General features: G+C 67.5%; 19 protein-coding genes and 2 pseudogenes. 14 read left to right on the top strand and 7 right to left on the bottom strand.

The window, feature by feature from the left end:
- Position 1: 1 nt before the first annotated feature.
- Positions 2–2,371 carry a hybrid sensor histidine kinase/response regulator gene (locus N7590_RS10375; RefSeq protein ID WP_279935450.1) on the top strand — a complete coding sequence of 790 codons (2,370 nt, stop codon included), beginning with the start codon at positions 2–4 and terminating at the stop codon, positions 2,369–2,371.
- A gap of 2 nt (positions 2,372–2,373) precedes the next feature.
- Here N7590_RS10375 and N7590_RS10370 read toward each other — a convergent pair whose 3' ends face one another.
- Genes N7590_RS10370 through N7590_RS10360 form a run of 3 tightly spaced genes read right to left on the bottom strand, consistent with a single transcriptional unit; the run spans position 2,374 to position 4,377 of the window.
- Positions 2,374–3,066: an oxidoreductase gene (locus tag N7590_RS10370; RefSeq protein ID WP_164240856.1), complete on the bottom strand. Its 693-nt coding sequence runs from the start codon at positions 3,064–3,066 to the stop codon at positions 2,374–2,376.
- A 10-nt stretch (positions 3,067–3,076) separates the two neighbouring features.
- A complete protein-coding gene (locus tag N7590_RS10365; RefSeq protein WP_053509050.1) occupies positions 3,077–3,757 on the bottom strand; it encodes a ChrR family anti-sigma-E factor in 681 nt (226 codons plus the stop codon).
- Positions 3,754–4,377 carry a sigma-70 family RNA polymerase sigma factor gene (locus N7590_RS10360; protein WP_279935448.1) on the bottom strand — a complete coding sequence of 208 codons (624 nt, stop codon included), beginning with the start codon at positions 4,375–4,377 and terminating at the stop codon, positions 3,754–3,756. Before N7590_RS10360 ends, N7590_RS10365 begins: the two co-directional genes overlap by 4 nt.
- A gap of 131 nt (positions 4,378–4,508) precedes the next feature.
- Between N7590_RS10360 and N7590_RS10355 the strand changes: the two genes are divergently transcribed.
- The 10 genes and pseudogenes from N7590_RS10355 to N7590_RS10310 all read left to right on the top strand — a co-directional run.
- On the top strand, positions 4,509–5,276 hold the full coding sequence (locus N7590_RS10355) for a hypothetical protein (RefSeq protein ID WP_164240857.1): 768 nt from the start codon (positions 4,509–4,511) through the stop codon (positions 5,274–5,276).
- A gap of 81 nt (positions 5,277–5,357) precedes the next feature.
- Complete coding sequence (locus N7590_RS10350) at positions 5,358–6,308, top strand: acyl-CoA desaturase (protein ID WP_164240858.1); 951 nt, start codon at positions 5,358–5,360, stop codon at positions 6,306–6,308.
- A gap of 1 nt (position 6,309) precedes the next feature.
- A complete protein-coding gene (locus tag N7590_RS10345) occupies positions 6,310–7,587 on the top strand; it encodes an FAD-dependent oxidoreductase (protein ID WP_279935446.1) in 1,278 nt (425 codons plus the stop codon).
- Positions 7,584–8,351: a DUF1365 domain-containing protein gene (locus N7590_RS10340; RefSeq protein WP_164240860.1), complete on the top strand. Its 768-nt coding sequence runs from the start codon at positions 7,584–7,586 to the stop codon at positions 8,349–8,351. Before N7590_RS10345 ends, N7590_RS10340 begins: the two co-directional genes overlap by 4 nt.
- Positions 8,348–9,607 (top strand): cyclopropane-fatty-acyl-phospholipid synthase family protein, encoded by a 1,260-nt coding sequence (locus N7590_RS10335; RefSeq protein ID WP_164240861.1) that lies wholly within the window; start codon positions 8,348–8,350, stop codon positions 9,605–9,607. Before N7590_RS10340 ends, N7590_RS10335 begins: the two co-directional genes overlap by 4 nt.
- A gap of 1 nt (position 9,608) precedes the next feature.
- Entirely contained in the window at positions 9,609–10,157 is a 549-nt protein-coding gene (locus tag N7590_RS10330) for a DUF2878 domain-containing protein (protein WP_164240862.1), read from the top strand.
- On the top strand, positions 10,154–10,939 hold the full coding sequence (locus tag N7590_RS10325) for a DUF1295 domain-containing protein (RefSeq protein ID WP_164240863.1): 786 nt from the start codon (positions 10,154–10,156) through the stop codon (positions 10,937–10,939). The genes N7590_RS10330 and N7590_RS10325 overlap by 4 nt, the downstream gene beginning before the upstream one ends.
- Positions 10,936–12,009 (top strand): cyclopropane-fatty-acyl-phospholipid synthase family protein, encoded by a 1,074-nt coding sequence (locus N7590_RS10320; RefSeq protein WP_053509033.1) that lies wholly within the window; start codon positions 10,936–10,938, stop codon positions 12,007–12,009. Before N7590_RS10325 ends, N7590_RS10320 begins: the two co-directional genes overlap by 4 nt.
- 8 nt (positions 12,010–12,017) lie before the next feature.
- Positions 12,018–12,551 (top strand): lipocalin family protein, encoded by a 534-nt coding sequence (locus N7590_RS10315; protein WP_164240864.1) that lies wholly within the window; start codon positions 12,018–12,020, stop codon positions 12,549–12,551.
- Between the two features lie 125 nt (positions 12,552–12,676).
- Positions 12,677–13,030: pseudogene (locus N7590_RS10310) on the top strand (response regulator); the annotation flags it as partial.
- A 92-nt stretch (positions 13,031–13,122) separates the two neighbouring features.
- Here the strand turns inward: N7590_RS10310 and N7590_RS10305 are convergent.
- Entirely contained in the window at positions 13,123–14,595 is a 1,473-nt protein-coding gene (locus N7590_RS10305) for a serine hydrolase domain-containing protein (RefSeq protein WP_164240865.1), read from the bottom strand.
- 40 nt (positions 14,596–14,635) lie between these two features.
- Here N7590_RS10305 and N7590_RS10300 point away from each other — a divergent pair, with 40 nt between their 5' ends.
- From N7590_RS10300 to N7590_RS10290, 3 genes and pseudogenes are all read left to right on the top strand, one after another.
- The gene (locus N7590_RS10300) at positions 14,636–15,232 is read left to right on the top strand and encodes a helix-turn-helix domain-containing protein (protein ID WP_164240866.1); all 597 of its coding nucleotides are present in this window, start codon (positions 14,636–14,638) and stop codon (positions 15,230–15,232) included.
- 162 nt (positions 15,233–15,394) lie between these two features.
- Positions 15,395–16,021: a response regulator transcription factor gene (locus tag N7590_RS10295; RefSeq protein WP_053451300.1), complete on the top strand. Its 627-nt coding sequence runs from the start codon at positions 15,395–15,397 to the stop codon at positions 16,019–16,021.
- A pseudogene (locus tag N7590_RS10290) lies at positions 16,018–18,338 on the top strand (ATP-binding protein). Before N7590_RS10295 ends, N7590_RS10290 begins: the two are co-directional and overlap by 4 nt.
- On the opposite strand, the gene N7590_RS10285 reads toward N7590_RS10290, so the two are convergent.
- From N7590_RS10285 to fusA, 3 genes are all read right to left on the bottom strand, one after another.
- Positions 18,339–19,094, bottom strand: coding sequence for a SapC family protein (locus N7590_RS10285; RefSeq protein WP_053509026.1), 756 nt, complete (start codon positions 19,092–19,094; stop codon positions 18,339–18,341).
- Between the two features lie 110 nt (positions 19,095–19,204).
- Positions 19,205–19,477, bottom strand: coding sequence for a hypothetical protein (locus N7590_RS10280; RefSeq protein ID WP_005409616.1), 273 nt, complete (start codon positions 19,475–19,477; stop codon positions 19,205–19,207).
- Between the two features lie 201 nt (positions 19,478–19,678).
- The gene (gene fusA, locus N7590_RS10275; protein ID WP_164240868.1) at positions 19,679–21,715 is read right to left on the bottom strand and encodes an elongation factor G; all 2,037 of its coding nucleotides are present in this window, start codon (positions 21,713–21,715) and stop codon (positions 19,679–19,681) included.
- Positions 21,716–21,901 lie beyond the last annotated feature (186 nt).

The following is a 21,901-nucleotide window of genomic DNA, read 5'->3' as shown; positions in this document are numbered from 1 at the left end:
CCTGCGCATCCTCATGCTGGAGGACAGTGCGCTTGATGCGGAGTTGATCACCGCACAGCTGCAACGCGCCGGCCTGGATTTCGAGGTCGAGCGGGTGTGGTCCCGCAACGCCTTCATCGAGGCGATCGACCACCGCGGGTTCGACGTGATCCTGGCCGACCACGTGCTGCCGGGCTTCGACGGCGATGCGGCCCTCGCGCTTGCACGCGAGCGGATTCCGCACACCCCCTTCATCTTCGTTTCCGGCACGCTTACCGAAGAACTGGCAGTGCAGGCGCTGACCCGCGGCGCACGCGACTACGTGGTCAAGCAGCGGCTGCAGCGCTTGCCGGATGCCATCCGGCGTGCACAGCAGGAAGCCCGCGAACGCAGCCAGCTGGCCGATGCACAGGCCGCGCTGAACGACAGCCAGGCCCAGTTGCAGCAGGTAACCGATGCCGTGCCGGCGTTGATCGCCCAGCTCGACAAGGAGCACCGCTACCGCTTTGCCAACAAGGCATTCCTGGACTGGCACGGCATCAGCCTGACCGAGCTGCTGGGCCGTAGCGCGCGCGATGTCAGCGGCATTTCAGCGTTTGAGCATGCGCTGCCCAGCCTGCAACAGGTGCTGCGGGGCGAGCGCAGCAGCTTCCAGGTGGAGCTGGCGCACCGCAGTGGCGAGTCACGCTTCGTGCAGATGGACTGCGTGCCCGAACGCGGCGCCGATGGAGAGGTGGTGGGTTACATCTGCCTGGGCAGCGACGTTTCCGGGCTGAAGCAGGCCGAGCTGGCGCTGCGCGAGGACAATCAGTTGCTTGAACGGCAGGTGCAGGCGCGCACCACCGAGCTGCGGGCCAGCAAGCGACGGCTGCAGGCGATCTTCGAATCCAGTTTCCAGCACCAGGTGCTACTGGACCTCGCGGGCCAGGTGGTGGATGCCAACATCGCCTCGTTGGCCGCGGTGCTGGCCGACAAGCCCGAGGTGATGGGCCTGCGTTTCGGTCAGTCGCCCTGGTTCGCTGGCACTGATGACGTCGGCGCGACCGTTGACCGGGCCGTTGCCAATGCCGCCAAGGGGCACAGTTCGCTGCATGCGCTTGATCTGGAGTTGCCGACCGGCCGGCGCAGCTTCGATTTCTCGTTCCGCCCGCTGCTGGATGCCGAGGGCGCGGTCACCGCCGTGGTTTCCGAGGCGGTGGAAACCACCGCCCGGCTGCAGGCCGAGCACGCGCTGCGGCAGGCGCAGAAGATCGAGGCGGTGGGCCAGCTCACCGGCGGCATCGCCCACGATTTCAACAACATCCTCACCGTCATCTCCGGCAACGTCGAGCACGCCATGCTGCTCAGCGAGCGTGCCGGAGAGTCCGGGGCGATGCTCGGCCGTGCACTGGACAACGCCCTCAAGGGCGTCGGCCGCGCCGCCAGCCTGACCCAGCGCCTGCTGGCGTTCGCTCGCCGCCAGCCATTGCACAGCCAGGCCGCCAACCTCAACGACCGCCTGCTGGACATGCATGACATGCTGCAGCGTGCGCTGGGCGAACTGGTGCTGCTGGACATCCGCGTCGCCGAGGACATCTGGTGCATCGAGATCGACGTCAGCCAGCTGGAGGCCTCTGTGCTCAATCTGGCCGTCAATGCCCGCGATGCCATGCCGCACGGTGGTCGGCTGGTCATCGAAGTGGACAACAGCCATCTCGACCACGACTACGCCGCCCTGTTCCCTGATGCAGCGCCGGGCGAGTACGTGATGCTGCGGGTCCGCGACAATGGACACGGCATGGATGCGGCCACGCTGGCGCGGGTATTCGAGCCCTTCTTCACCACAAAGCAGGTGGGCCGGGGAACCGGCCTGGGCCTGTCGATGGTGCACGGCTTCGTCAAGCAGTCCGGCGGGCATGTGCTGATCGATTCGGTGGAAGGCGGCGGCACCAGCATCACCATGATGTTCCCGCGCTCGACGCTGGCCCTGCCCTGTGAGGGAACGGCACCGCAGACCGGGCTGGCCGGCTATTCGCCGCGCGAAGAGACCATCCTGGTAGCCGAGGACAACGATGATGTCCGTGCCCATACCGTGGACGCGCTGCGCATGCTGGGCTACCGCGTGCTGGAAGCACACGACGGCCCTTCGGCCCTGCGCCTGCTGGAGCGCCCTGACACCACGGTGGACCTGCTGTTCTCCGACGTGGTGATGCCTGGCATGTCGGGCTGGGAACTGGTGCGCGAAGTGCGCGAACGCTGGCCGGACGTCGCGGTGCTGTTCACCTCGGGCTACCCGCGTGACCACGATGCGGTCGGCAGCCAGGGCCGTGCGGCCGCGCTGCTGCCCAAGCCGTTCACCCGCAGTGATCTGGCGCAGGCGGTACGCACCGCGTTGGACGCCGCGCTGCACTGAGGTCAAGGCGCCGGATCGCGCACTCCCGCTGCGATCCCGTTGATGTCCGCGCACTCCACCGTGGCCGGCGGATGCTCCCGGCCGGCCAGCGCGATCATTGCCTGGCCCAACGCCAGATTGCTGGTCACCAGCGAGGGCGCGATCGCGCCTGCCAGTTTCATCAGCGGCGCGCCACCCCAGTACAACGGCTTCAGCAAGCCATGGCGGGTGCCGGTGCCTTCCACCGGGCGCACGCCACCCGGGCGTAACATCACCGTGCGAACCGGCAATGCCTGCAGCGCCTGCTCGGTTTCGCCCTTGATGCGCAGCGGCATCAGCCGGCTGTCCGCATCTGCGCCTGCACCGGACACATACAGGAAGCAGCCCTGCGGATTGGCCGCTGCCCACGCCCGGGCAACGGCCAGCGTGGTGTCCAGCGTGACGCGACGGTACTCGGCCTCGGCGGTGCCTACCGGTGGCGCACCGGCACAGTAGAAGCAGGCATCGAACCCTGCCAGTTCATCCTGCCGCGCTTCGATGTGCAGGAACTCCGGCACGATCAGTTCGCTGCCCGCACCGCGGAGGTTGCCCGGATGCCGGACCAACGCGGTCAGCTCAGCCACCTGCCTCGACTGCTGGCAGGCCAGGGCCACGCCCTGCCCCACCAACCCGGTAGCGCCGGTCAACAGAACCCGCAATGCACCGGCAGCCGCCATTGTGGTCACCCTAAAGCTTCACGAAACGCTGGATCTTCCGCGCCAGCCAGCCACTGAACACCAGCGGCGCATCCAGCGCGGACACGCAGATGCACGGCACACCCGGTGCGGTGACGGGCTGGTGCTCCACCTCCTCATCCAGGTCCGCCACATCGCCCGGCGCGAACAGGCCCAGCGCGTCGTTGTACGAACCGCGAAGGATCTGGGTCAGCTCACTGCGTCCGTGGCTGTGCATCGGCAGGCACTTGCCCGGCGCGATCTTCAGCATGATCAGCGATGGCATCTGTTCGGCGCGGATGCAGTGCACGCCCGGCGCCATCCAGCGCCAACGCAGGGCTGCCAGCGACGCACCGAAGTACGGGTGCAGCGACACAGGCAGGTGATCAGGATCGGCCTCCGGGCGCTCCCGCTGCGGCACGCTCGCCACCATGGGCAGGCCGACGGGCGACTCGCTGGCAAGCTGCGCCAGCATCGCCTCGCGCAACGCGCTCCGGCGTGCGTCACCTTCGGCTGACGCAGGTTGCGTCTGCTCCAGCAGCACCGACCCGATCGCTTCGGCCTCACGCAGGCGCTGGCGGCACTGCGGGCAGTGTTCAAGATGGGCGCCGGCCACGATGCTCAACGGCGCGGGCAGCGCACCGGCCGCATAGCTCATCAACGTGGATTCGTGCAGGTGGTGGTGCGGATTCACAGCGCACCTCCCACTTTCGACTGCAGTTGCAGGAACGCACGTCGTAGATGCGATTTGACCGTGCCCAGCGGCATGCCCAGCGCCTCGGCAATCTCACTGTGGCTCTTCGCTTCGAAATAGGACATCCGCACCAATCGCGCCTGCACGGCAGGCAGCTCGTTGATGCGCTGGCGCAGCCGCGCCTGGTCGGCGAACTGTTCGGCGCTGATGCGTTCGACCATATCCAGGGTTGCCGCATCCTCCACCGCCGCCTGCACCTGCAGCCAGCTGCGCTCGCGCCGCACCCGATCAATATGCAGGTTGCGGGCAATCCGGTACAGCCAGGTACTCAGCGCCCCTTGGGCGGCATCGTAGTCGGCCGCGCGCAGCCACAACCGCAGCAGGCATTCCTGCGCCAGTTCTTCGGCCACAGCGTCAGGTGCGCCGAGGCCGCGCAGATAGACGCACAGCCGTGGCATGAAATGGTCGTAGATCCGCATGAAGCAGTCGCGGTCGCGCAGGCGGGCGACCCTGTCCATGTCACCGGCCCAGTTCGTCGGCTCGCTGCTCGGCTGCTGGGAACTGGACACGATGCGTGCGGTATCGAAGGTGAGGAGAGTGCTGGCAGCGTCAGGGTACATCTGCGTTCGCGGCGGGCAGGTGAAGGTCTGTCCTCTGTACGCGCGTGGGTGGCGATTGGATGCAGGCCACGGACCGCATCCATCCGGCCGCGCCTGACGTATGACCGGGGCCCTCCCTGCGGATGACGATCATGCGGACCGCCTGGCTGCTGTTGTGCCTCCCCCACGCCGCGCTGGCCGCCCCCTGGCTGCGGACCGAAGGCCTTGCCAGCACCGGGCAAGGCGCCGCCGCCTATCGCGAAGTGCACTGGCAGCGCGACGCGACCGAAGGCGCCGAACGCTGGGTGCTGTACCAGTGCCCGGATGGGCGCCCCTTCGCCCGCAAGCACCTGCCCGCGACATCCCGCCCGCAGGCGCGCGGCTACTCGCTGGACGACCTGCGCAGCGGCCAGAAGGTGCAGATCGAGGTGGCCGGCGGCAGTGTCCTGGTCGACTGGAAGGAGGATGCCGATGCGCCATCGCGCCAGCGCCGCCTGGAACTGCCCGCTGATGCCGTGATCGATGTCGGCTTTGACGCCGCCGTGCGCCAGCATTGGCCGGCGCTGATGCGCGGCGAGCGCATCTCGCTGCCTTTCCTGGTCCCGGGGCGGCAGCGCTATTTCCCTGTACAGATTCGCCGCTCTGCCCCGCTGCGCTGGCAGGGGGTGGCCGCTCAGCAGATCGAGGTCAGCCTCGACACCTGGTATGGCGGCATCGCACCGCGCCTGCAGCTGGTCTATGCCGATGCCGACCGACGACTGCTGGAGTTCCAGGGCACCAGCAACCTGCGCGATGCACGGGGCCACTATCCGCAGGTGGTGGTTCGATTCGCCGCTGCCGCGCGCGCGAGCAGCGCGAGCGAATGGCAGCAGGCCTGGGCGCAATCGCTCGTTGCCGGTTGCGGCGTGACGTCCGGGTGAAGCGAAACTAACAGCGGAAGCACGCATCCAGTGGGCATCGTGGTGCGTATAGAGAACACACGACCCCCTTCGAGACCCCTCATGGCCTCTGCAGCGCCCCTCCCCCGTCGCCGTTGGCGCCTGCTGCGCACAGTGCAGCGCTGGGTCGACACCGGCAGTGCTGCAGACAGCGCCGTCGACCGCCCCGGGCGGATCGACTGGCTGCGCGCGGTCCCCTTCGCCTTGATGCATGTGGCGTGCCTGGCGGTGATCTGGGTGGGCGTGTCATGGACCGCAGTGATCGTTGCGGCGGCGCTCTATGCCGTGCGCATGTTCGCGATCACCGCGTTCTACCACCGCTATTTTTCGCATCGCACCTTCCAGGCGTCGCGAGCGGTGCAGTTCGTATTCGCTGTCATCGGGGCCGCCAGCGTGCAACGCGGACCGCTGTGGTGGGCCGCGCACCATCGCCACCATCACCGCCACGCCGACCAGCCGCTGGACCCGCACTCGCCGCGTGAAGGCGGCTTCTGGCGCAGCCACATGGGCTGGTTCCTGACCCGCGAAGCCTTCGCCACGGACCTTTCGCGCATCCCCGACCTGGCGCGCTTCCCTGAACTGCGTTGGCTGGATCGCTTCGACACCGCGGTTCCCGTACTGCTCGCCGCGGCGCTGTATGCCCTCGGCGCCGCGCTGGAGCGCTGGGCGCCGGGCCTGCACACCTCGGGACCGCAGTTGCTGGTCTGGGGCTTCTTCATTTCCACCGTCGTGCTGTTCCATGCCACCGTGACCATCAACTCGCTGGCGCATCGATTCGGCCGCCGCCGCTTCGAGACCCGCGATGACAGCCGCAACAACCTCTGGCTGGCCCTGCTTACCTTTGGCGAAGGCTGGCACAACAACCACCACTTCTTCCCGGGAACGGTCCGCCAGGGCTTCCGCTGGTGGGAGGTGGACCTGACCTGGTACGGCCTGCGCGTCATGGCGGCCCTCGGCCTGGTAAAGGGCCTCAAGCCGATTCCCGAGTGGGTGCTGGCCAAGGCGAGGTACTGACATGCGCATCGCGATCATCGGCTCCGGTATTGCGGGCCTGGCCAGCGCCTGGTGGCTGGACGGCGAACACGAGGTCACGCTGTTCGAGGCCAACGACTATCTGGGCGGCCACACCCATACCCACGACGTACAGGTCGATGGCCTGCAGATGGCGGTGGACACCGGCTTCATCGTCTTCAATCCGTTGCACTACCCGCTGCTGACGGCATTGTTCGACGAACTGGGCGTGGCCTCCCAACCTACGACGATGAGCTTCTCCCTGCACAGCGAGCGCAGCGGGGTGGAGTACAACGCCACCTCGCTGGATGGGCTGTTCTGCCAACGCCGCAACCTGCTGTCACCCCGGTTCTGGGGCATGCTGGCCGACCTGCGCCGGTTCTACCGGGACGCGCCCCTGCTGCTGGGCGAGGATGAAGGCCCCACCCTGGGCCAGTACCTGCATGCCCAGCGCTACGGCCAGGCATTCATCGAAGAGCACCTGCTGCCGATGGCATCGGCGCTGTGGTCGTCCCCCACCCGCTCGGTGATGGAGTTCCCGGCCCGCTACCTGGCCCAGTTCATGGCCAACCACCAGATGCTGCAGATGACCGGGCGCTCGCCCTGGCGCGTGGTGAGTGGCGGCTCGGCGCGCTATGTCGATGCCTTGCGCGCCCGCTGGCGCGTGCGTGAGCGGCTGCAGTGCCCGGTGCATTCGGTCGAGCGCATGCCGTGGGGTGCGCGCGTGCATAGTGCGGCCGGCGTGGAGGGTTTCGATGAGGTGATCCTGGCCTGTCACAGCGACCAGGCGCTGGCGCTGCTGGGTGACGCAGACCCTGTCGAGCGCGAGGTGCTCGCTGCCATCCGCTACCAGCCCAACGAAGCGGTGCTGCACACCGACGCAACGCTGCTGCCGCGCAATCGCAAGGCATGGGCCGCATGGAACGCGCATGTGCCGCGTGACCCGTCTGCACCCTGCACGGTCAGTTACTGCATGAACCTGCTGCAGGGACTGCCCGGTGACACGCCGCTGGTGGTGACGCTCAACCGCAGCGAGGCGATCGACCCGAGCAAGGTCCTGCGCACGCTGCACTACGCCCACCCGGTGCACGACCACGCAGCCATCCGGGCCCAGCAGCGCTGGCCCGAGCTGCAGGGCCGTCGCCACACCTGGTTCGCAGGCGCGTACTGGGGCTGGGGCTTTCATGAGGATGGAATCCGCAGTGCGCGGCGCGTGGTCGATGCGCTGCGTGCCTGCGAGCCACACCGGCTGCTGCCGGCGGCCGGCGAGGTCGCGGCATGAGCGCCAGCGCGCTCTATTTCGGGCAGGTGATGCACCGGCGGCATCACCCGCACCCGCATGCGTTCCGTTACCCGATAGCGCAACTGCTGCTCGACCTGGACGAGCTCGATACGGTGTTCGCTGGCCGCTGGCTGTGGTCGATCAATCGGCGCAACCTGGCCGAATTCCGCCGCAGCGACTACTTCGGTGATTCCACGCGGCCACTGGCCGATGCAGTCCGCGACCACGCCGCGGCCACCCTCGGCTTCCGGCCTGCCGGCCCGGTGCGCCTTCTTACCCACCTGCGCTTTGCCGGGCATGTGTTCAATCCGGTCAGCTTCTATTACTGCTACCAGCCCGATGGAAGCACCCTGGACTGCATCGTGGCCGAGATCACCAACACCCCGTGGAAGGAACGGCATGCCTATGTGCTGCCGGTCTCCACGGCCACCCATGAAGGTACCTCGCTGCGCTGGCAGTTCGACAAGGGCTTCCACGTCTCGCCCTTCATGCCGATGGACTGCCGCTATGACTGGCGCTTCAACGTGCCCGGCGAGGACCTGCGCGTGCACATGCAGGTCTCGCGCGACGGTGTCCGCCAGTTCGATGCCACCCAGGCCATGCAGCGCCGCGCACTGGATGGCCCCGGCCTGGCCCGGGTGCTTGCCTGCTATCCGCTGATGACGCTGCAGGTGGTGGCCGCCATCCACTGGCAGGCCTTGCGCCTGTGGCTGAAGCGCAACCCCGTCCACGACCACCCCAACCTTGCCGGGAAACCGCGATGAACTCGATGACTCCTTCGGTCGCGCTGCCGCGCCCGGGCGCACTGGATGCCTTTCTTCGCCGCCGCCTGCTGGCCCAGCTCGCCCCGCTGCGCGAGGGCCGGCTGTGTGTGCGTGACGCGCTCGGCGAAGTCTGGCTCGGCGATGCCCGGGGCGAACTGCATGTCACCGTCACCATCGACGACCCGGCGTTCTACAGGAAGGTCGCCGCGCAAGGCAGCGTCGGCGCAGGTGAGAGCTACATCAACGGTGAATGGCGCTGCGACGATCTGGTCGCGCTGATACGGCTGCTGGTACGCAACCGCGATCTTCTCGACAGCATGGAACACGGCCCGGCCCGCGTCGGCGGTTGGCTGCTGCGCGGCTGGAACCGCCTGCGCCGCAACAGCCGTGAAGGCAGCCGCCGCAACATCGCCGCGCACTACGATCTCGGCAACGACTTCTTCGCCCTGTTCCTGTCGCCGGACCTGATGTACTCCTCGGCGCTGTTCTCCGATGAAAGCGAATCGCTCGAATTGGCCTCGCGGCGCAAGCTGGACCGCATCTGCCAGCAGCTGCGGCTCAGCCCTGGCGATCGCGTGGTGGAGATCGGCACCGGCTGGGGCGGCTTCGCCGTGCATGCCGCTACGCACTATGGCTGCCACGTCACCACCACCACCATTTCCGCCGAACAGCATGCGCTGGCCGCAGAACGCGTGCAGGCCGCCGGTTTGCAGGACCGGGTCACCCTGCTGATGCAGGACTACCGCGACCTGCAGGGCCAGTTCGACAAGCTGGTCTCGATCGAGATGATCGAAGCCATCGGCGCCGAGTATCTGGACACCTATATGGCCACGTTGCAGCGCCTGCTGAAGCCGGACGGCGTGGCCCTGCTGCAGGCGATCACCATCGAGGATCACCGCTACGAGCAGGCCCGGCGCAGCGTCGACTACATCAAACGCTACGTCTTCCCGGGTAGTTTCATTCCATCGATCAACGCGATCATGGCGGCCAAGACCCGAGCCAGCGACCTGCAACTGATCGCCCAGCAGGATTTCGGGCACTCCTATGCGCTGACCCTGCGCGCCTGGCGCCAGCGCTTCCTGGCGCAGTTGCCCGCGGTGCAGGCACAAGGCTTCGACGCGCGCTTCTGCCGGCTGTGGGAGTTCTACCTGGCGTACTGCGAGGGCGGCTTCCTCGAGCGCTCGATCGGTGTCTCGCACCTGCTGCTGGCGCGCCCCGGCCATCGGCCGATCACGGATGCGGACGGCGGGCACTGAGATGGGTCGCTTCTGGGCCAACCTGCTCGGTAACCAACTGGTCTGGCTGAGCGCCGTGGCCGGTGCTGGCCGCGGCTGGCAATGGCCCGCATTGCTGGCTGCGTCGCTGTACGTCGGCAGCCAGCTGCTCACGTCCCCGCAGCCGAGGCTGGACCTCCGGCTGCTGGCATGGGCGCTGGCCTGCGCCTGGCTGGTCGACGCCAGTGCAGCGGCCAGCGGCACGGTGCGCTATGCCGCCGCCGCGTTCGGTTGGGCGCCGCCGCCGTGGATCATGGCGCTGTGGGCGGCGTTCGCGATGACGCTGACCACTTCGATGCGCTTCCTGCAGCGGCACGCCGCGCTGCCGATGCTGTTCGGCCTGCTGCTGGCGCCACTGGCCTACCTCTCTGCTGCGCGCGGCTTTGACGCAGTGCGGTTCGCAGCGCCGGCATGGCACGGCCTGCTCGTGCTCGGCATTGGCTGGAGCATCGCGCTTTCCCTGCTGTGCAGCCGTGCCCGGCTCGGATCGCGCGGCGCGCCACAGCCACCCCTCGCTGGAGCGCCGTCATGATCGACCTGTTATGGGTGCTGTTGTACGCCGTGCTGATAATGAGCTGGGGCTGGGCCTGGCAACGCCGCCACACAAACATCGGTGTAGTCGATGTGCTGTGGGCCAAGGGCGTCGGTGCATCTGCACTGTTGCTTGCGTTGCTCGGCGATGGCGCGCTGATGCCACGGGTGGCACTGGGCGCGCTCGGCGGCATGTGGGGCGGCCGCCTCGCCCTGCATCTGTGGCACCGGGTCCGTCACGAAGCGGAGGACGGACGCTATCGCTACCTGCGCGAGCACTGGCACGGCCACCAGGGAAAGATCTTCGGTTTCTTCATGGCCCAGGCCCTGCTGATCATCCTGTTCGCCCCGCCCTTCGTAGCCGTCGCGGCCAACCCACGGCCGGGGCTGACGATCTGGATCGTGGCCGCTGCGGGGGTCTGGCTGCTCAGCGTGGGGGGTGAAGCGCTGGCCGACCGCCAGCTGGCCCGGTTTCGCGCCAACCCGGCCAACAAGGGCCGCACCTGCCGGGATGGCCTGTGGCGCTACTCGCGGCACCCGAACTATTTCTTCGAATGGCTGCACTGGTTCACCTACGTGCTGTTGGCCGTGGGTTCGCCACTGTGGTGGATGGCCTGGCTTGGGCCGCTGCTGATGTATGTGTTCCTGCGCTACCTCAGCGGTATTCCGTTCACCGAAAAGCAGGCCCTGCGCAGCCGCGGCGACGACTACCGCGAGTATCAGCGCACGACCCCGATGTTCTTCCCCTGGTTCCCACGCCCTTCCAAGGAGCATTCCGCATGAACGCGATCCCGTCACAGAACCCCACCGAAGCGGGTGAGAGCGGGCTGATCGCCTGGGCCGAGCGCGGCTGGGTTCCAGATGCAGCCTTGCGCGCCGGCATCCGGCGCCTGTGCGCGCAGCGCCTGCACGAGGAAGCCGAGGGCGGCATCGAGGGCCAGTCGGCCCGCTTCAACCGCCGCATCGCCGAATTGGCCGACAGCCCACTGGCGCTGCATACCGATGCCGCCAACCGCCAGCACTACGAGGTGCCCGCCGCCTTCTTCCAGGCTTGCCTGGGCAGGCAGCTGAAGTACAGCAGTTGCTACTACCCGACCGGCAACGAGACGCTGGACCAGGCCGAAGACGCAATGCTGGCCCTGTACGGCGAACGTGCCGGGCTGGCCGATGGCCAGCACATCCTGGAGCTGGGTTGCGGCTGGGGCTCGCTGACCCTGTGGATGGCCGAGCGCTATCCGCTCGCCCGGATCACCGCCGTGTCCAACTCGAACAGCCAGCGCCAGCACATCCTGGCGCAGTGCGCGTCGCGAGGGCTGCACAACGTCGAGGTGCTCACCCGCGACGTCAACCAGCTGGAACTGCCACACGCGCAGTTCGACCGCTGCGTCTCGGTGGAAATGTTCGAACACGTGCGCAACTACCAGCGCCTGCTCGCGCGCATCGCGCAGTGGCTGAAGCCGGACGGCGCGCTTTTCGTGCACATTTTCGCGCACCGCACGCTGATGTATCCGTTCGAGACCGACGGCGGCGACAACTGGATGGGCCGGCATTTCTTCACCGGCGGGCTGATGCCTGCCGCCGATACCCTGCTGCACTTCCAGCGCGACCTGCAGCTGGAGCAGCGTTGGCTGATCGATGGCACCCATTACCAGCGCACCGCCGATCATTGGCTGGCCAACCAGGATGCGGCCCGCGACCGCGTGATGCCGGTGCTGGTTGCTACCTACGGCGAAGCGGCCGCACGGATCTGGTGGCAGCGCTGGCGCATGTTCTGGATGGCCTGCGCCGAGCTGTTCGGCTACGACGATGGCCAGCAGTGGCTGGTGGCCCATTACCTGTTCCGTCCACGCTGAGGTGTCGCATGCGCATTTTCCCGTTGCTCCCGCTGCTGGCGGTCGGACTGTTCGGTACCGGTTGCAGTTCCAATGACACACGCCCCCTGCCGCGCCCGCCATCGGTGGACGTGCCGCGCTTCATGGGCGACTGGTACGTGATCGCCCACATTCCCTCGCGTCCCGAGCGCGAGGCGTTCGATGCGGTCGAGAGTTACGCACTGCGGCCCGATGGGCGCATCCAGACCACCTTCACCTATCGCAAGGGCAGCTTTGACGCGCCACAGAAGTCGATGCATCCCATCGGCCGGGTCGAAAAGGAAGGAAACGGCGCCGTCTGGGGCATGCAGTTCATCTGGCCGATCCAGGCTGAGTACATCATCGCCTGGCTGGCTGATGACTACCGCCAGACCATCGTGGCGCGCAGCAAGCGCGACTATGTGTGGTTCATGGCGCGCACGCCACAGGTCTCGGACAGCGACTACCAGCAGGCGGTGCAACGCATCGCGGCAATGGGCTATGACACGCGGAAGCTGCGACGGGTGCCGCAGTCGGTGCGATGACCCCCTGCTACGCCCCTGCGTGGCCGCTCGCCCAGCACTTCGCACCAGGCTGACACTGCGCATCCACGCTGTTGATGCGGCAGGTCGCACACTGCGGTTCCCCATGTGAAACAGGCACCACCGGCATGCATCCCGAATCCCGCCCGCACATCTGCAACCTGCTGCTGGTGGAGGACCAGTTCGACCTGGCCACACTGATGGAGCAGGCGCTGCAGCAAGAGGGCGACCAGGTCACGCATGCCTACAGCGTGTTCGATGCACTGGGCCTGCTCGACACCCGGCAGTTCGACGGCGCCGTGCTGGATATCGAGCTGCGCGACGGCGTGGTGTTCCCGGTCGCCGATCGCCTGGCCGCGCTCGGAGTGCCCTATCTGTTCGTGTCGGCGGTCTATGACCAGCTGGTGCCGGCAAGGCATCGCGGCGCCCCGTTCGTTGCCAAGCCATTCCATCTCGAAAAGCTGCAGCGAGCCGTGCAGCAAGCCATCAGCGGCAGCCCCGCCATTGCATCGCCGGGGCCGGAAGGTGCCCCTCGCAATCCAGCGCACCCACAGGAGGCAGCCGCTCCCGGCACTCAATCCAGCGCGAACCCTGCAACCCTGCCTTCTTCGTCGGGGCGGATCATGTAGGGCATGAAGACGCCGGCGCCGAACGTCGCCACGTAGCGGTACATCGTGCCCTTCTCGCTGGCCTGCGTGCCCTTGAAGACCAGGGCGTCCGGCTTGCCATAGGGCCCGACCGCCTTCGCCAACCCGGCACCCAGCCCCGCCTCCAGCCTTGTACGCAGGTTCGCGCTGAAATCCGCATAACCGTGCCCGGCCTGCAACTGTTCAAACGTGGCCCGTGCCCGTGCCGTCACGGCAGCGTCTTCGCCAGGCGCGGGCTGGCTCCACGCAGCGACGATGGCGGGATGAAGCGCACTGAAGACCGCATTGGTCAGCGTGATGCCGGCCTCCGGCGTCTTGTCCCCCAGATTGGTGAAAGCAATGATGCGCAGCCCAAGCGCGGGGAAGTACTCGTCGGCGGTGGTGAACCCCTGCGAGCCGCCGGTATGGCCGATCCTGGCCTGGCCGTAGACCGCATTGACGAACAACCCGAGCCCATAGTCGGCGCTACCGCCCTCAGCGGTGTGAACCGGCGTGATCATTTCGCGGTAGCCGGCCTGGCTGACCACCCGCCCCCCGCTCAGGCCACGATCCCAGCGCGCGAGATCGTCAAGCGTACTGACCAGAAAGCCGGCAGCGCCACTCCAGTCCGGGTGGAAACAGGGTGATCGGCGCAGGACGCCCGCCTCGTGCCGGTACCCCACCGCCATGTCCTGCAGTCGCTCCGTATCGGCGAGGGTGAAGGTGTGCCGCATGTCCAGCGGCTCCAGCAGATGCTGGCGCACGTAGTCGACGTAACGCTCGCCCGATACCACCTCGATCACCCGGCCGAGCAGGATGTACCCGGTATTGGAGTACGACCAGCGGCTGCCCGGCGCGAAATCGAGAGGACGATCGCGGATGCGCGCGATCAGCCGATCAAACGCAATCGGCTGCGTCACCAGGGCATCGACCTCCTGTTCGGGCCCGTCGAAATAGTCGTGCAGGCCGCTGGTGTGGGACAGCAGCTGGCGCAGGGTCACCTCATGCGCGTGCGGGGCGTCCGGCAGGTACCTGGCCAGCGGATCATCCAGGCTGAGTTTGCCGGCCTCCTGCAGCTGCACGACCGCAGCGGCGGTGAACTGCTTGGTGATCGAGCCGATCTCGAACGGCGTGTCGGTGCGCACCGCCAGGTCCCGCGCCAGGTCGCGCTGGCCATAGGCCTTGGCGTGAATCAAGCGCCCGTCCTGGAGCACCATCACCGCCGCACCGGGAACACTGAAGCGGCGCATGACCTGGCCGACGCCGCGGTCGATCCCCTGGATCGCGGCCGCATCCAGTGGGGCGCTCGCCCTGCTCGCGGCATCGCCGCGCGGCCCTTCCGTGGCAACAGCGGGCCGGGCACTGCCGATCGTCACCAGCAGCAGGCCCGCCAGGGCCATCCAAAAGCGTGCCGTGCGCATTCCCGCCCCTATTATTCAAATTTGAACTATAGTTTGAATTATGAAATCCGCCACTGCAAGCCACTCCAGCCCAGCACCGCTCAAGCTGACACCCGCCCAGCTTGCCGCGATGGCCTCGCCCGCACGGATGGCGATACTGCAGCGCCTGGACGCGGAGGGTCCGGCCAGCATCCGCGAACTGGCCGAGCGCCTGGGCCGCCCCGCCACCGCGCTCTACCACCACCTGGCGCACCTGCAGAAGCACGGCCTGGTGCACATCACCGAACATCGCGACACCGGCCGCCGCCCCGAAGCCGTCTACGCGGCGGCCTCAACACGGCTGTCCTCCCGCGACGCGGTGCGCACCCCATCCGGCCGGCGGAGCCTTGTCCGCGTGGCGACACGCGTGGTCGCCGCCACCCTGCGCGCGTTCGCCTCGGCCGCCACCCAGGCCGCCGCCCGCTTTGAAGGGCCACAGCGCAACTGCGCGGTCAGGCACCTGTCCTTCCGCGCCGATGACGAGCAACTCGCCCGCATCAACGCATTGATCGAAGCGCTTGAGGCCACCGCGCTCGACGCCGGCACGCAGGGCGACCCCCTGCTGCTGACCGTACTGATGGCGCCCGCCGCACACAGGCCGCGCGGACCCTCGGCCTGACCGTCGATGCATCGCCACCATCAATGAACATTGCCTGGTTCGATATTCATTGACGATCGAAACTTAGGAATAATCGCAAAAATCCGACAAATTCAATGTGCGGCATGACAACGGCGCCAGAATGATCGCCACGCCCGCGGGGCGCTGACCACCTCTGTGCGCATGAATGGATATCCTGCACCGCGCCTGTTGCGCCTGGCACTATTGGACGATCACGAAGTGGTCCGTCGCGGTACCGCACTGCACCTGTCCCAGGACGCCCGCTTCAGCATTGTTGCCAGCCACGGCCACAGCGACGCGTTCATCCAGGACCTGCATGCAACGCCGGTGGATGTGGCCATCATCGACCTCACTCTGGCGCGCGGGGACCGCGACTGCATGGCGCTGGTGGAGCTGCTGCGCGCGACGTTCCCCGCCATCCCCCTGCTGGCCTTCGCCACCCTGTCGCCCAGCATCCACATCGGCCCCCTGATCGACGCTGGCGTCAGCGGCGTGGTCAGCAAGGCCGAGCCGCTGCCACTGCTGTCCGAGGCAATCGTACGCGTGTCGCTGGGGCTGGACCGGCTGCCTCCCGACTGCCGGCATCCGGCAGACGGCGAAGATCTCAGCCGCAACGAACGTGAAGTGCTTCACCTGCTGCTGGCCGGCCTTACCGTCTCGGAGATCGCCCAGTTGCGCCATCGCAGCATCAAGACGGTCAGCACACAGAAGAAATCCGCGTTACGCAAGCTGGGCCTGCGCAACGATGCAGAGATCTATGCCATGCGACATCAGCTGGAGGCACTGTGAGCCGGCGCCACCGCCTGCGCTTCGCCCCTGCCCTGCTGCTGGCCCTGCTCCTGTTGCCGACGGTCTCGGCCGGGGATGCACCGTCGCAACGATGGGCGGCGGGCCGCGAGGTCCGCGTGGCCACCGCGCCCTCGCTGCGCCCCTTGCCACCGGCGCTGGCTGATACGGCGCCGCTGCCCACCCTTGCCCACGGCTACGCCACGCTTGTGGCACGCCATTCCCAGCTGCGCTTCACCGAACACCCCTACCCCAGCACGGGCTCGTCGGTAGTCGCGGTATGCCGGGGCGATGCCGACCTGGTACTGGTCATCGGCGCGGTCAGGCCACTGCACCAGCCCTGCGCCAACCTTGTTGCCTCCACTCCCTTCCGCGGCGGCAGGACCGTCCTGGCCGGCCGGAACGGAGGCGCCTCCCGCACGATGTTGCACAACTGGAAGGACGCACACTGGCCGTCGTCAATGGCGGGCCGTACGCCGAGTGGCTGCAGGCGCATCATCCACACCTAAGCCTGCTGCACCTGCCCGATCGGCACGCAACACTGGTGGCCGTTGAAACCGGCGCTGCCGATGTCGCAATTGGCCTGGAATCGACACTGCAACCGATGATCCGGCGACACTTCGGCGGCACGCTGCAACTGCAGCCCTTCGAAAGCGCGTTCTCCACCGACCTGTACCTGCTGGTGCGCAGCATTGACCGCCAACTGCTGGCGCGCATCGACCAGGCACTGCAGGACATTACGCTGGAAGAGCATGCCGGCCTGCTGCAGCTCTGGGCCCGGCAGGCACTGCCCGCCTCGATCCAGCGCATGTTCGATCAGATGCGCATGCCACCGCCGCACTGGCTTCTGGCCCTGATCGCAGTACTGGCCGGCCTGCCTATCCTGTGGCACGTCGCGGCCCGTCGCACCAGGCGCGAACGCCGTCGCCATGCTCGCGCGGCAGGCATGGTCAGCCATGAGATGCGCAATTCGGCGCAGGCGATGCTGATGTCGATCGACCTGCTGGGCCGGTCTCCCCTGGCCAGCGGCCAGCGCGAACTGCTGGCGGCCGCCACGGCGGCCGGGCGCTCGCTGCGCAGCCTGTTGAACCGGTCACTGGATTTCTCGCGCCTGGCCGGCGGCGGCTTCAAGCCACATGTGGGCGCCTGCGATGTGGCGTCTCTCTGCCAGCAATCGCTGGACGCGATCCGGCCACAGGCCCGGCTGAAGGGATTGCAGCTTCGATTCGACTGCAGCCCCGACCCTGCGCCGACGATCGCACTCGATGCAGAAGCACTGCGGCAGATTGTCGACAACCTGCTTGGCAACGCGGTGAAGTTCACCGATGTGGGCGGCATCGATCTGCGCGTGCAACTGATGCCGCCGGTCCAGCCCCGGGCACTGGTGCTGGATGTGATCGACAGCGGCATCGGCATTGATGCCCGCCACGTCGGGCGGCTGTTCCGCGCCTTCCAGCAGGGCGAGGACGGCCAGATGCGCGGCGGCAGCGGCCTGGGCCTTTCCATCGCCCGCGAACTGGCCCGCGCCATGCGCGGCGACCTCACCGTGCACAGCGTCGTGGGACGCGGCAGCCGTTTCACCCTGTGCCTGCCGGTACAGGCCGCCGGCGACGATGTTGCGCCCGCAGAGTACCCTGCCGCCGGCCGTCCACTTGCCGGCCTCGACCTTCTGCTGGTTGAAGACCATGCATTGAACCGGCAGATCATCGCCGAGCAGTTGCGTCGGTTCGGTGCGAGCGTGCGTGCCGTTGCCGACGCGGCAGGCGCGCTGGACGAGCAGAGCCGCAGCCCGCGCCGGATCGTGCTGCTGGATATCGGCCTGCAGGGCATGGATGGCTACGCACTGGCGCAGCAACTGCGCAGCCAGGCCAGTGGGCCGCTGCGGCTGGTGGCGCTGTCCGCCCGTACCGGGCGCAGGCACCTGGCGCGCTCGCGCAAGGCCGGATTCGACGCCGTTCTGACCAAACCCCTGCAGGTTGCGCACCTGCTGCAGGCGCTGCAGCTGACGCCCATCACCGGTATTGCAGCCCGCACGCCCCTGGCAGCGCTGGACCACGTCCATCTGGCCGATATCCGCGGCGAACTGGAAGGCATCGAGCGGGCGCTGGCCGATCACGATGCAAGGGCCATGCGCCATCATGCGCACCGCCTGCAAGGGACACTTCAGATCTGTGGCGCCGCTGTCCAGGCCGACATCGCGGCCGATCTGTGGGAACTGGGTCATGATGCCGCGACGGACTGGATCGACGCGCGTCGACTGCTGCAGTTGCTGTGGCACTGGCATGGCTCCCGCACTGCGGAAGCCATGCCTGCCAACTGATCAGGCGGCCAGGCGCTGGACCTGGCGACGGGTCAGGTCATTGAAGCGACCCAGCGACATCAGGTGCTGGTGGATCAGCGCCAGCCAGCCGCTGCGGTGCCACTCGACCACGGTGGCTTCCGGCAGCGCAACGAACTTTTCGACGTCGACCACCTGGAAACCATTGAGGTTGAACTCGCGGCCATCCGGGGTACGCACGGTGGCGTTGCGCTCGACCAGCAGGCCGTTGTCGATCAGGGCCTTGGAGAAGGCCTGGGTCTGCTCGTGCTCACGGGTGAACTGGCCGCAGAATTCCAGCGCCTGCTGCACCATGTCGGTGGCCTTGCCGTCGACGAACAGCGGCTGGCCTTCGTCACCGCCCTTGACCACGCGCGGGCTCTCTTCATCGATGCCCAGCAGGAAATCGTTGTCCGCACCGGTGTCGATGAAGATGAAGGGATGGCGACGCAGGTAGGCCGGGATGTAGGCCTCGTCTTCCCACAGGCCGTCCTTGATGAACAGGTTTTCTTCCGACACACCCACGGCGGCCATCGGCACCGCGGTCGGGCCAGCGAACAGGATCGGGAAGTGGTGCAGCGCCAGCGAAAATTCGCCCAGCACCAGCGGAATGGCGTTGTTGCCGGCGGCGAATTCGAGCTTGCCCGGCAGGACGCGCAGATCGGCGTGCACATCGGCCTGCAGCGGCACCGGACGGGTGTAGAACAGGGGGGCGCCGCTCGGCGCCGCTTCGGTGGTGGTGTCGCTGGTGGTGGTCATCTTGGGAACCGTTCGATCATGCGCGCCTGCCATCCCGGGCGCGCCAGCGGGAACAACCTGAATCCCGCATTATCAACAAGCTCGATGACAAGGGCCACCCCGGCGAGGGCCTATTTCAGCTGCAGGGGGTATCGCTGCCACAGCACGTGGACGAGAAAACCGGCCAGTTCGGTATCACGGGCGCTCACCGCAGCGCGGATCTTGTCCAGCAGCACCATGTCCGAGCACGAGCGCACATCGGCGTGATTGGCCTGCCCTGCCCTGCGCGCACGGTAGCGCGCAGCCCGCTGTGCATCACTCATTGCGTACCCGAACTTGGGCGGACGACCGCGCTTGCGCGGCAGGGTCAGCTCCAGGGTTCCGGGGTCTTTGTCATCACGCATGGGCGGGGTGCGGGCGGCGGCGAGCAACGGGGGGTGCGCAATTTATCGTGAGGCATCACTTTAATCCAGCTTTTTCTGCAGTTTTGTTGCAATGCAGTGCAAATGCATCACGCCTCCGGCAGCAGAACCACGCCACGCGTGGATGCCTCACCGTGGCCCACGCAAAAAAGGGAGCCCGCGAACGGGCTCCCTTCACCTTCCTCATGCAGCGCGTACGGGCTCGTAACCGTGCAGATGCGCCTCGCTGCTGGCCCGCCCCTGGCTGAGCGAACGCAGCGAGGTGGTGTAGCCCACCAGCTGCGCCAACGGTGCGAATCCGCTGACCTCGGCGCGACCGTCCTGGTCCTCGATGCGGGCGATGCGGCCGTGACGGCGATTGAGGTCGCCGACCACGTCGCCCACCGACGCCGAGGGCGAATGTACCGTCACCGCCATCACCGGCTCCAGCAGCTGCGTGCCGCCTTCTGCCAGTGCCGCCTTGATCGCCTCGGCGCCGGCGCGATGGAACGCCATTTCCGAGGAATCCTTGGCATGGGTCTGTCCATCGACCAGGCTGACCTCGATGCCGACCACCGGATGTCCCTGCGGGCCTTCCGACAGTGCAGCGCGCACGCCCTTCTCCACCGCCGCGATGAAGCTGCGCGGCACCACGCCACCGACGATGCGATCGTTGAACACGACCTCACCGTCCTCGCGCGGCGCCACGTCCAGCACCACCTGCGCGAACTGCCCCTGGCCGCCGGTCTGCTTGACCAGCCGGCCGACCACGCCGGCCACTGCACGCATCGGCGTCTCCTGGTAGGCCACGCGCGGCGCGCCCACGCCCACCTCGACCTTCCATTCGCTGCGCAGGCGCTCGACCATCACCTCCAGGTGCAGCTCGCCCATGCCCCAGACCAGGGTTTCGGCCGTATCGCGATCGGTTTCGACGCCGAACGACGGGTCCTCCTGGGCCAGGCTGGCCAGCCCCTGCGCCATCCGGATCAGGTCGGCGGCACGCGCCGGCTCCAACCGCCATGCCAGCACCGGCGCCTGTGCCTGGATGTTCTCCAGGCGCAACGGCTGCGCACGGCCGCTCAGCGTTTCGCCACTGACCGCATCCTTCCAGCCCAGCACCGCGACGATGTCACCGGCCACGGCCTGTTCGATGTCGTGGGTCTGGTCGGCCTGCACCCGCACCAGGCGGCTCACACGCCGTCCCTGCGGATGCTGCGAACTGGCCACCGCATCGCCGACCTTCAAGGTGCCCGAGTACAGCCGCACGAAACTCAGCGCACCGTGCTGCTGGTGGGTGATCTTGAACAACAGGCCGGCCAGTGGACCGTCCGGATCCGGCGGCAGCACCACTTCGCCGTCCTCGCTTTCAGCGACCACGGCAGGCCGATCCAGCGGCGATGGCAGGTAATCGACCACCGCATCCAGCAACGTCTCGATGCCCTTGTCCTTGAACGCCGCGCCGGCCAGTACCGGCACACCGGCACCGGCCAACGTTGCGCGCCGGATGGCTGCACGTAGCTGCTCCGCATCGATCACGCGGCCTTCCAGCCAGGCATCGGCAAGTGCTTCATCGTGGTCGGCCACGGCCTCGACCAGCGCATCGCGTTGCGCCTGCCACTGCCTGCGCGCTGCGTCGTCCCATGGGGTGATCGTCGCCGCAGCACCGTCGTGCCACTGCAGCACCCGCTCATCGACCAGATCGACCCAGCCGTTGAAGTCGCTCTCGCTGCCCAGCGGCACGCCCAGCGCCCACGGTCGCGCGCGCAGCTTGTCCTGCAGCTGCTCCAGCACGCGCTCGAAGGAAGCACCGACGCGATCCATCTTGTTGACGAAGGCAATCAGCGGCACGCGGTGGCGTCGCGCCTGGCGCCACACGGTCTCGGACTGCGGCTGCACGCCATCCACCGCCGAGAACACGGCCACGGCGCCGTCGAGCACGCGCAGCGAGCGCTCGACTTCAATGGCGAAGTCGATGTGGCCGGGGGTGTCGATCAGGGTCAGCCGATGCGACGGCAGGTCGCGCGGCGACCATTGCGCCTGCACGGCAGCGGCGCCGATGGTGATGCCACGTTCGCGCTCGATCGCCGAGAAATCGGTGGTCGCATTGCCGTCGTGCACTTCGCCGACGCGATGGATCTCGCCGCTCTTCCACAGCAGGCGTTCGGTCAGCGTGGTCTTGCCGGCGTCGATGTGGGCAATGATGCCGAGGTTGCGGCGACGGGAAAGGGTCTGGGTGTTCATGAAGAGATTCCTGCAAAGCCAACTTCGGGGGCCGCGCACCCCGGTTGGCGACAGGGCGCGCGGCTAGCGTTCGGTCTCGGCGATCTGGTGCATGGCACGTTCTCCTTGCGGTACATCGGGTTACGGGGAATGGAACTGCGGAAACGAAAAGAGCGCCCCGGAGGGCGCTCTGTCGAAGGTCCAGCG

The organism is Stenotrophomonas sp. GD04024, from assembly GCF_029837545.1.
Taxonomy (GTDB): Bacteria; Pseudomonadota; Gammaproteobacteria; order Xanthomonadales; family Xanthomonadaceae; genus Stenotrophomonas; species Stenotrophomonas forensis.
Note: the sequence above shows the minus strand (reverse complement) of the source record. Positions and strands in the feature narration are given on the sequence as shown.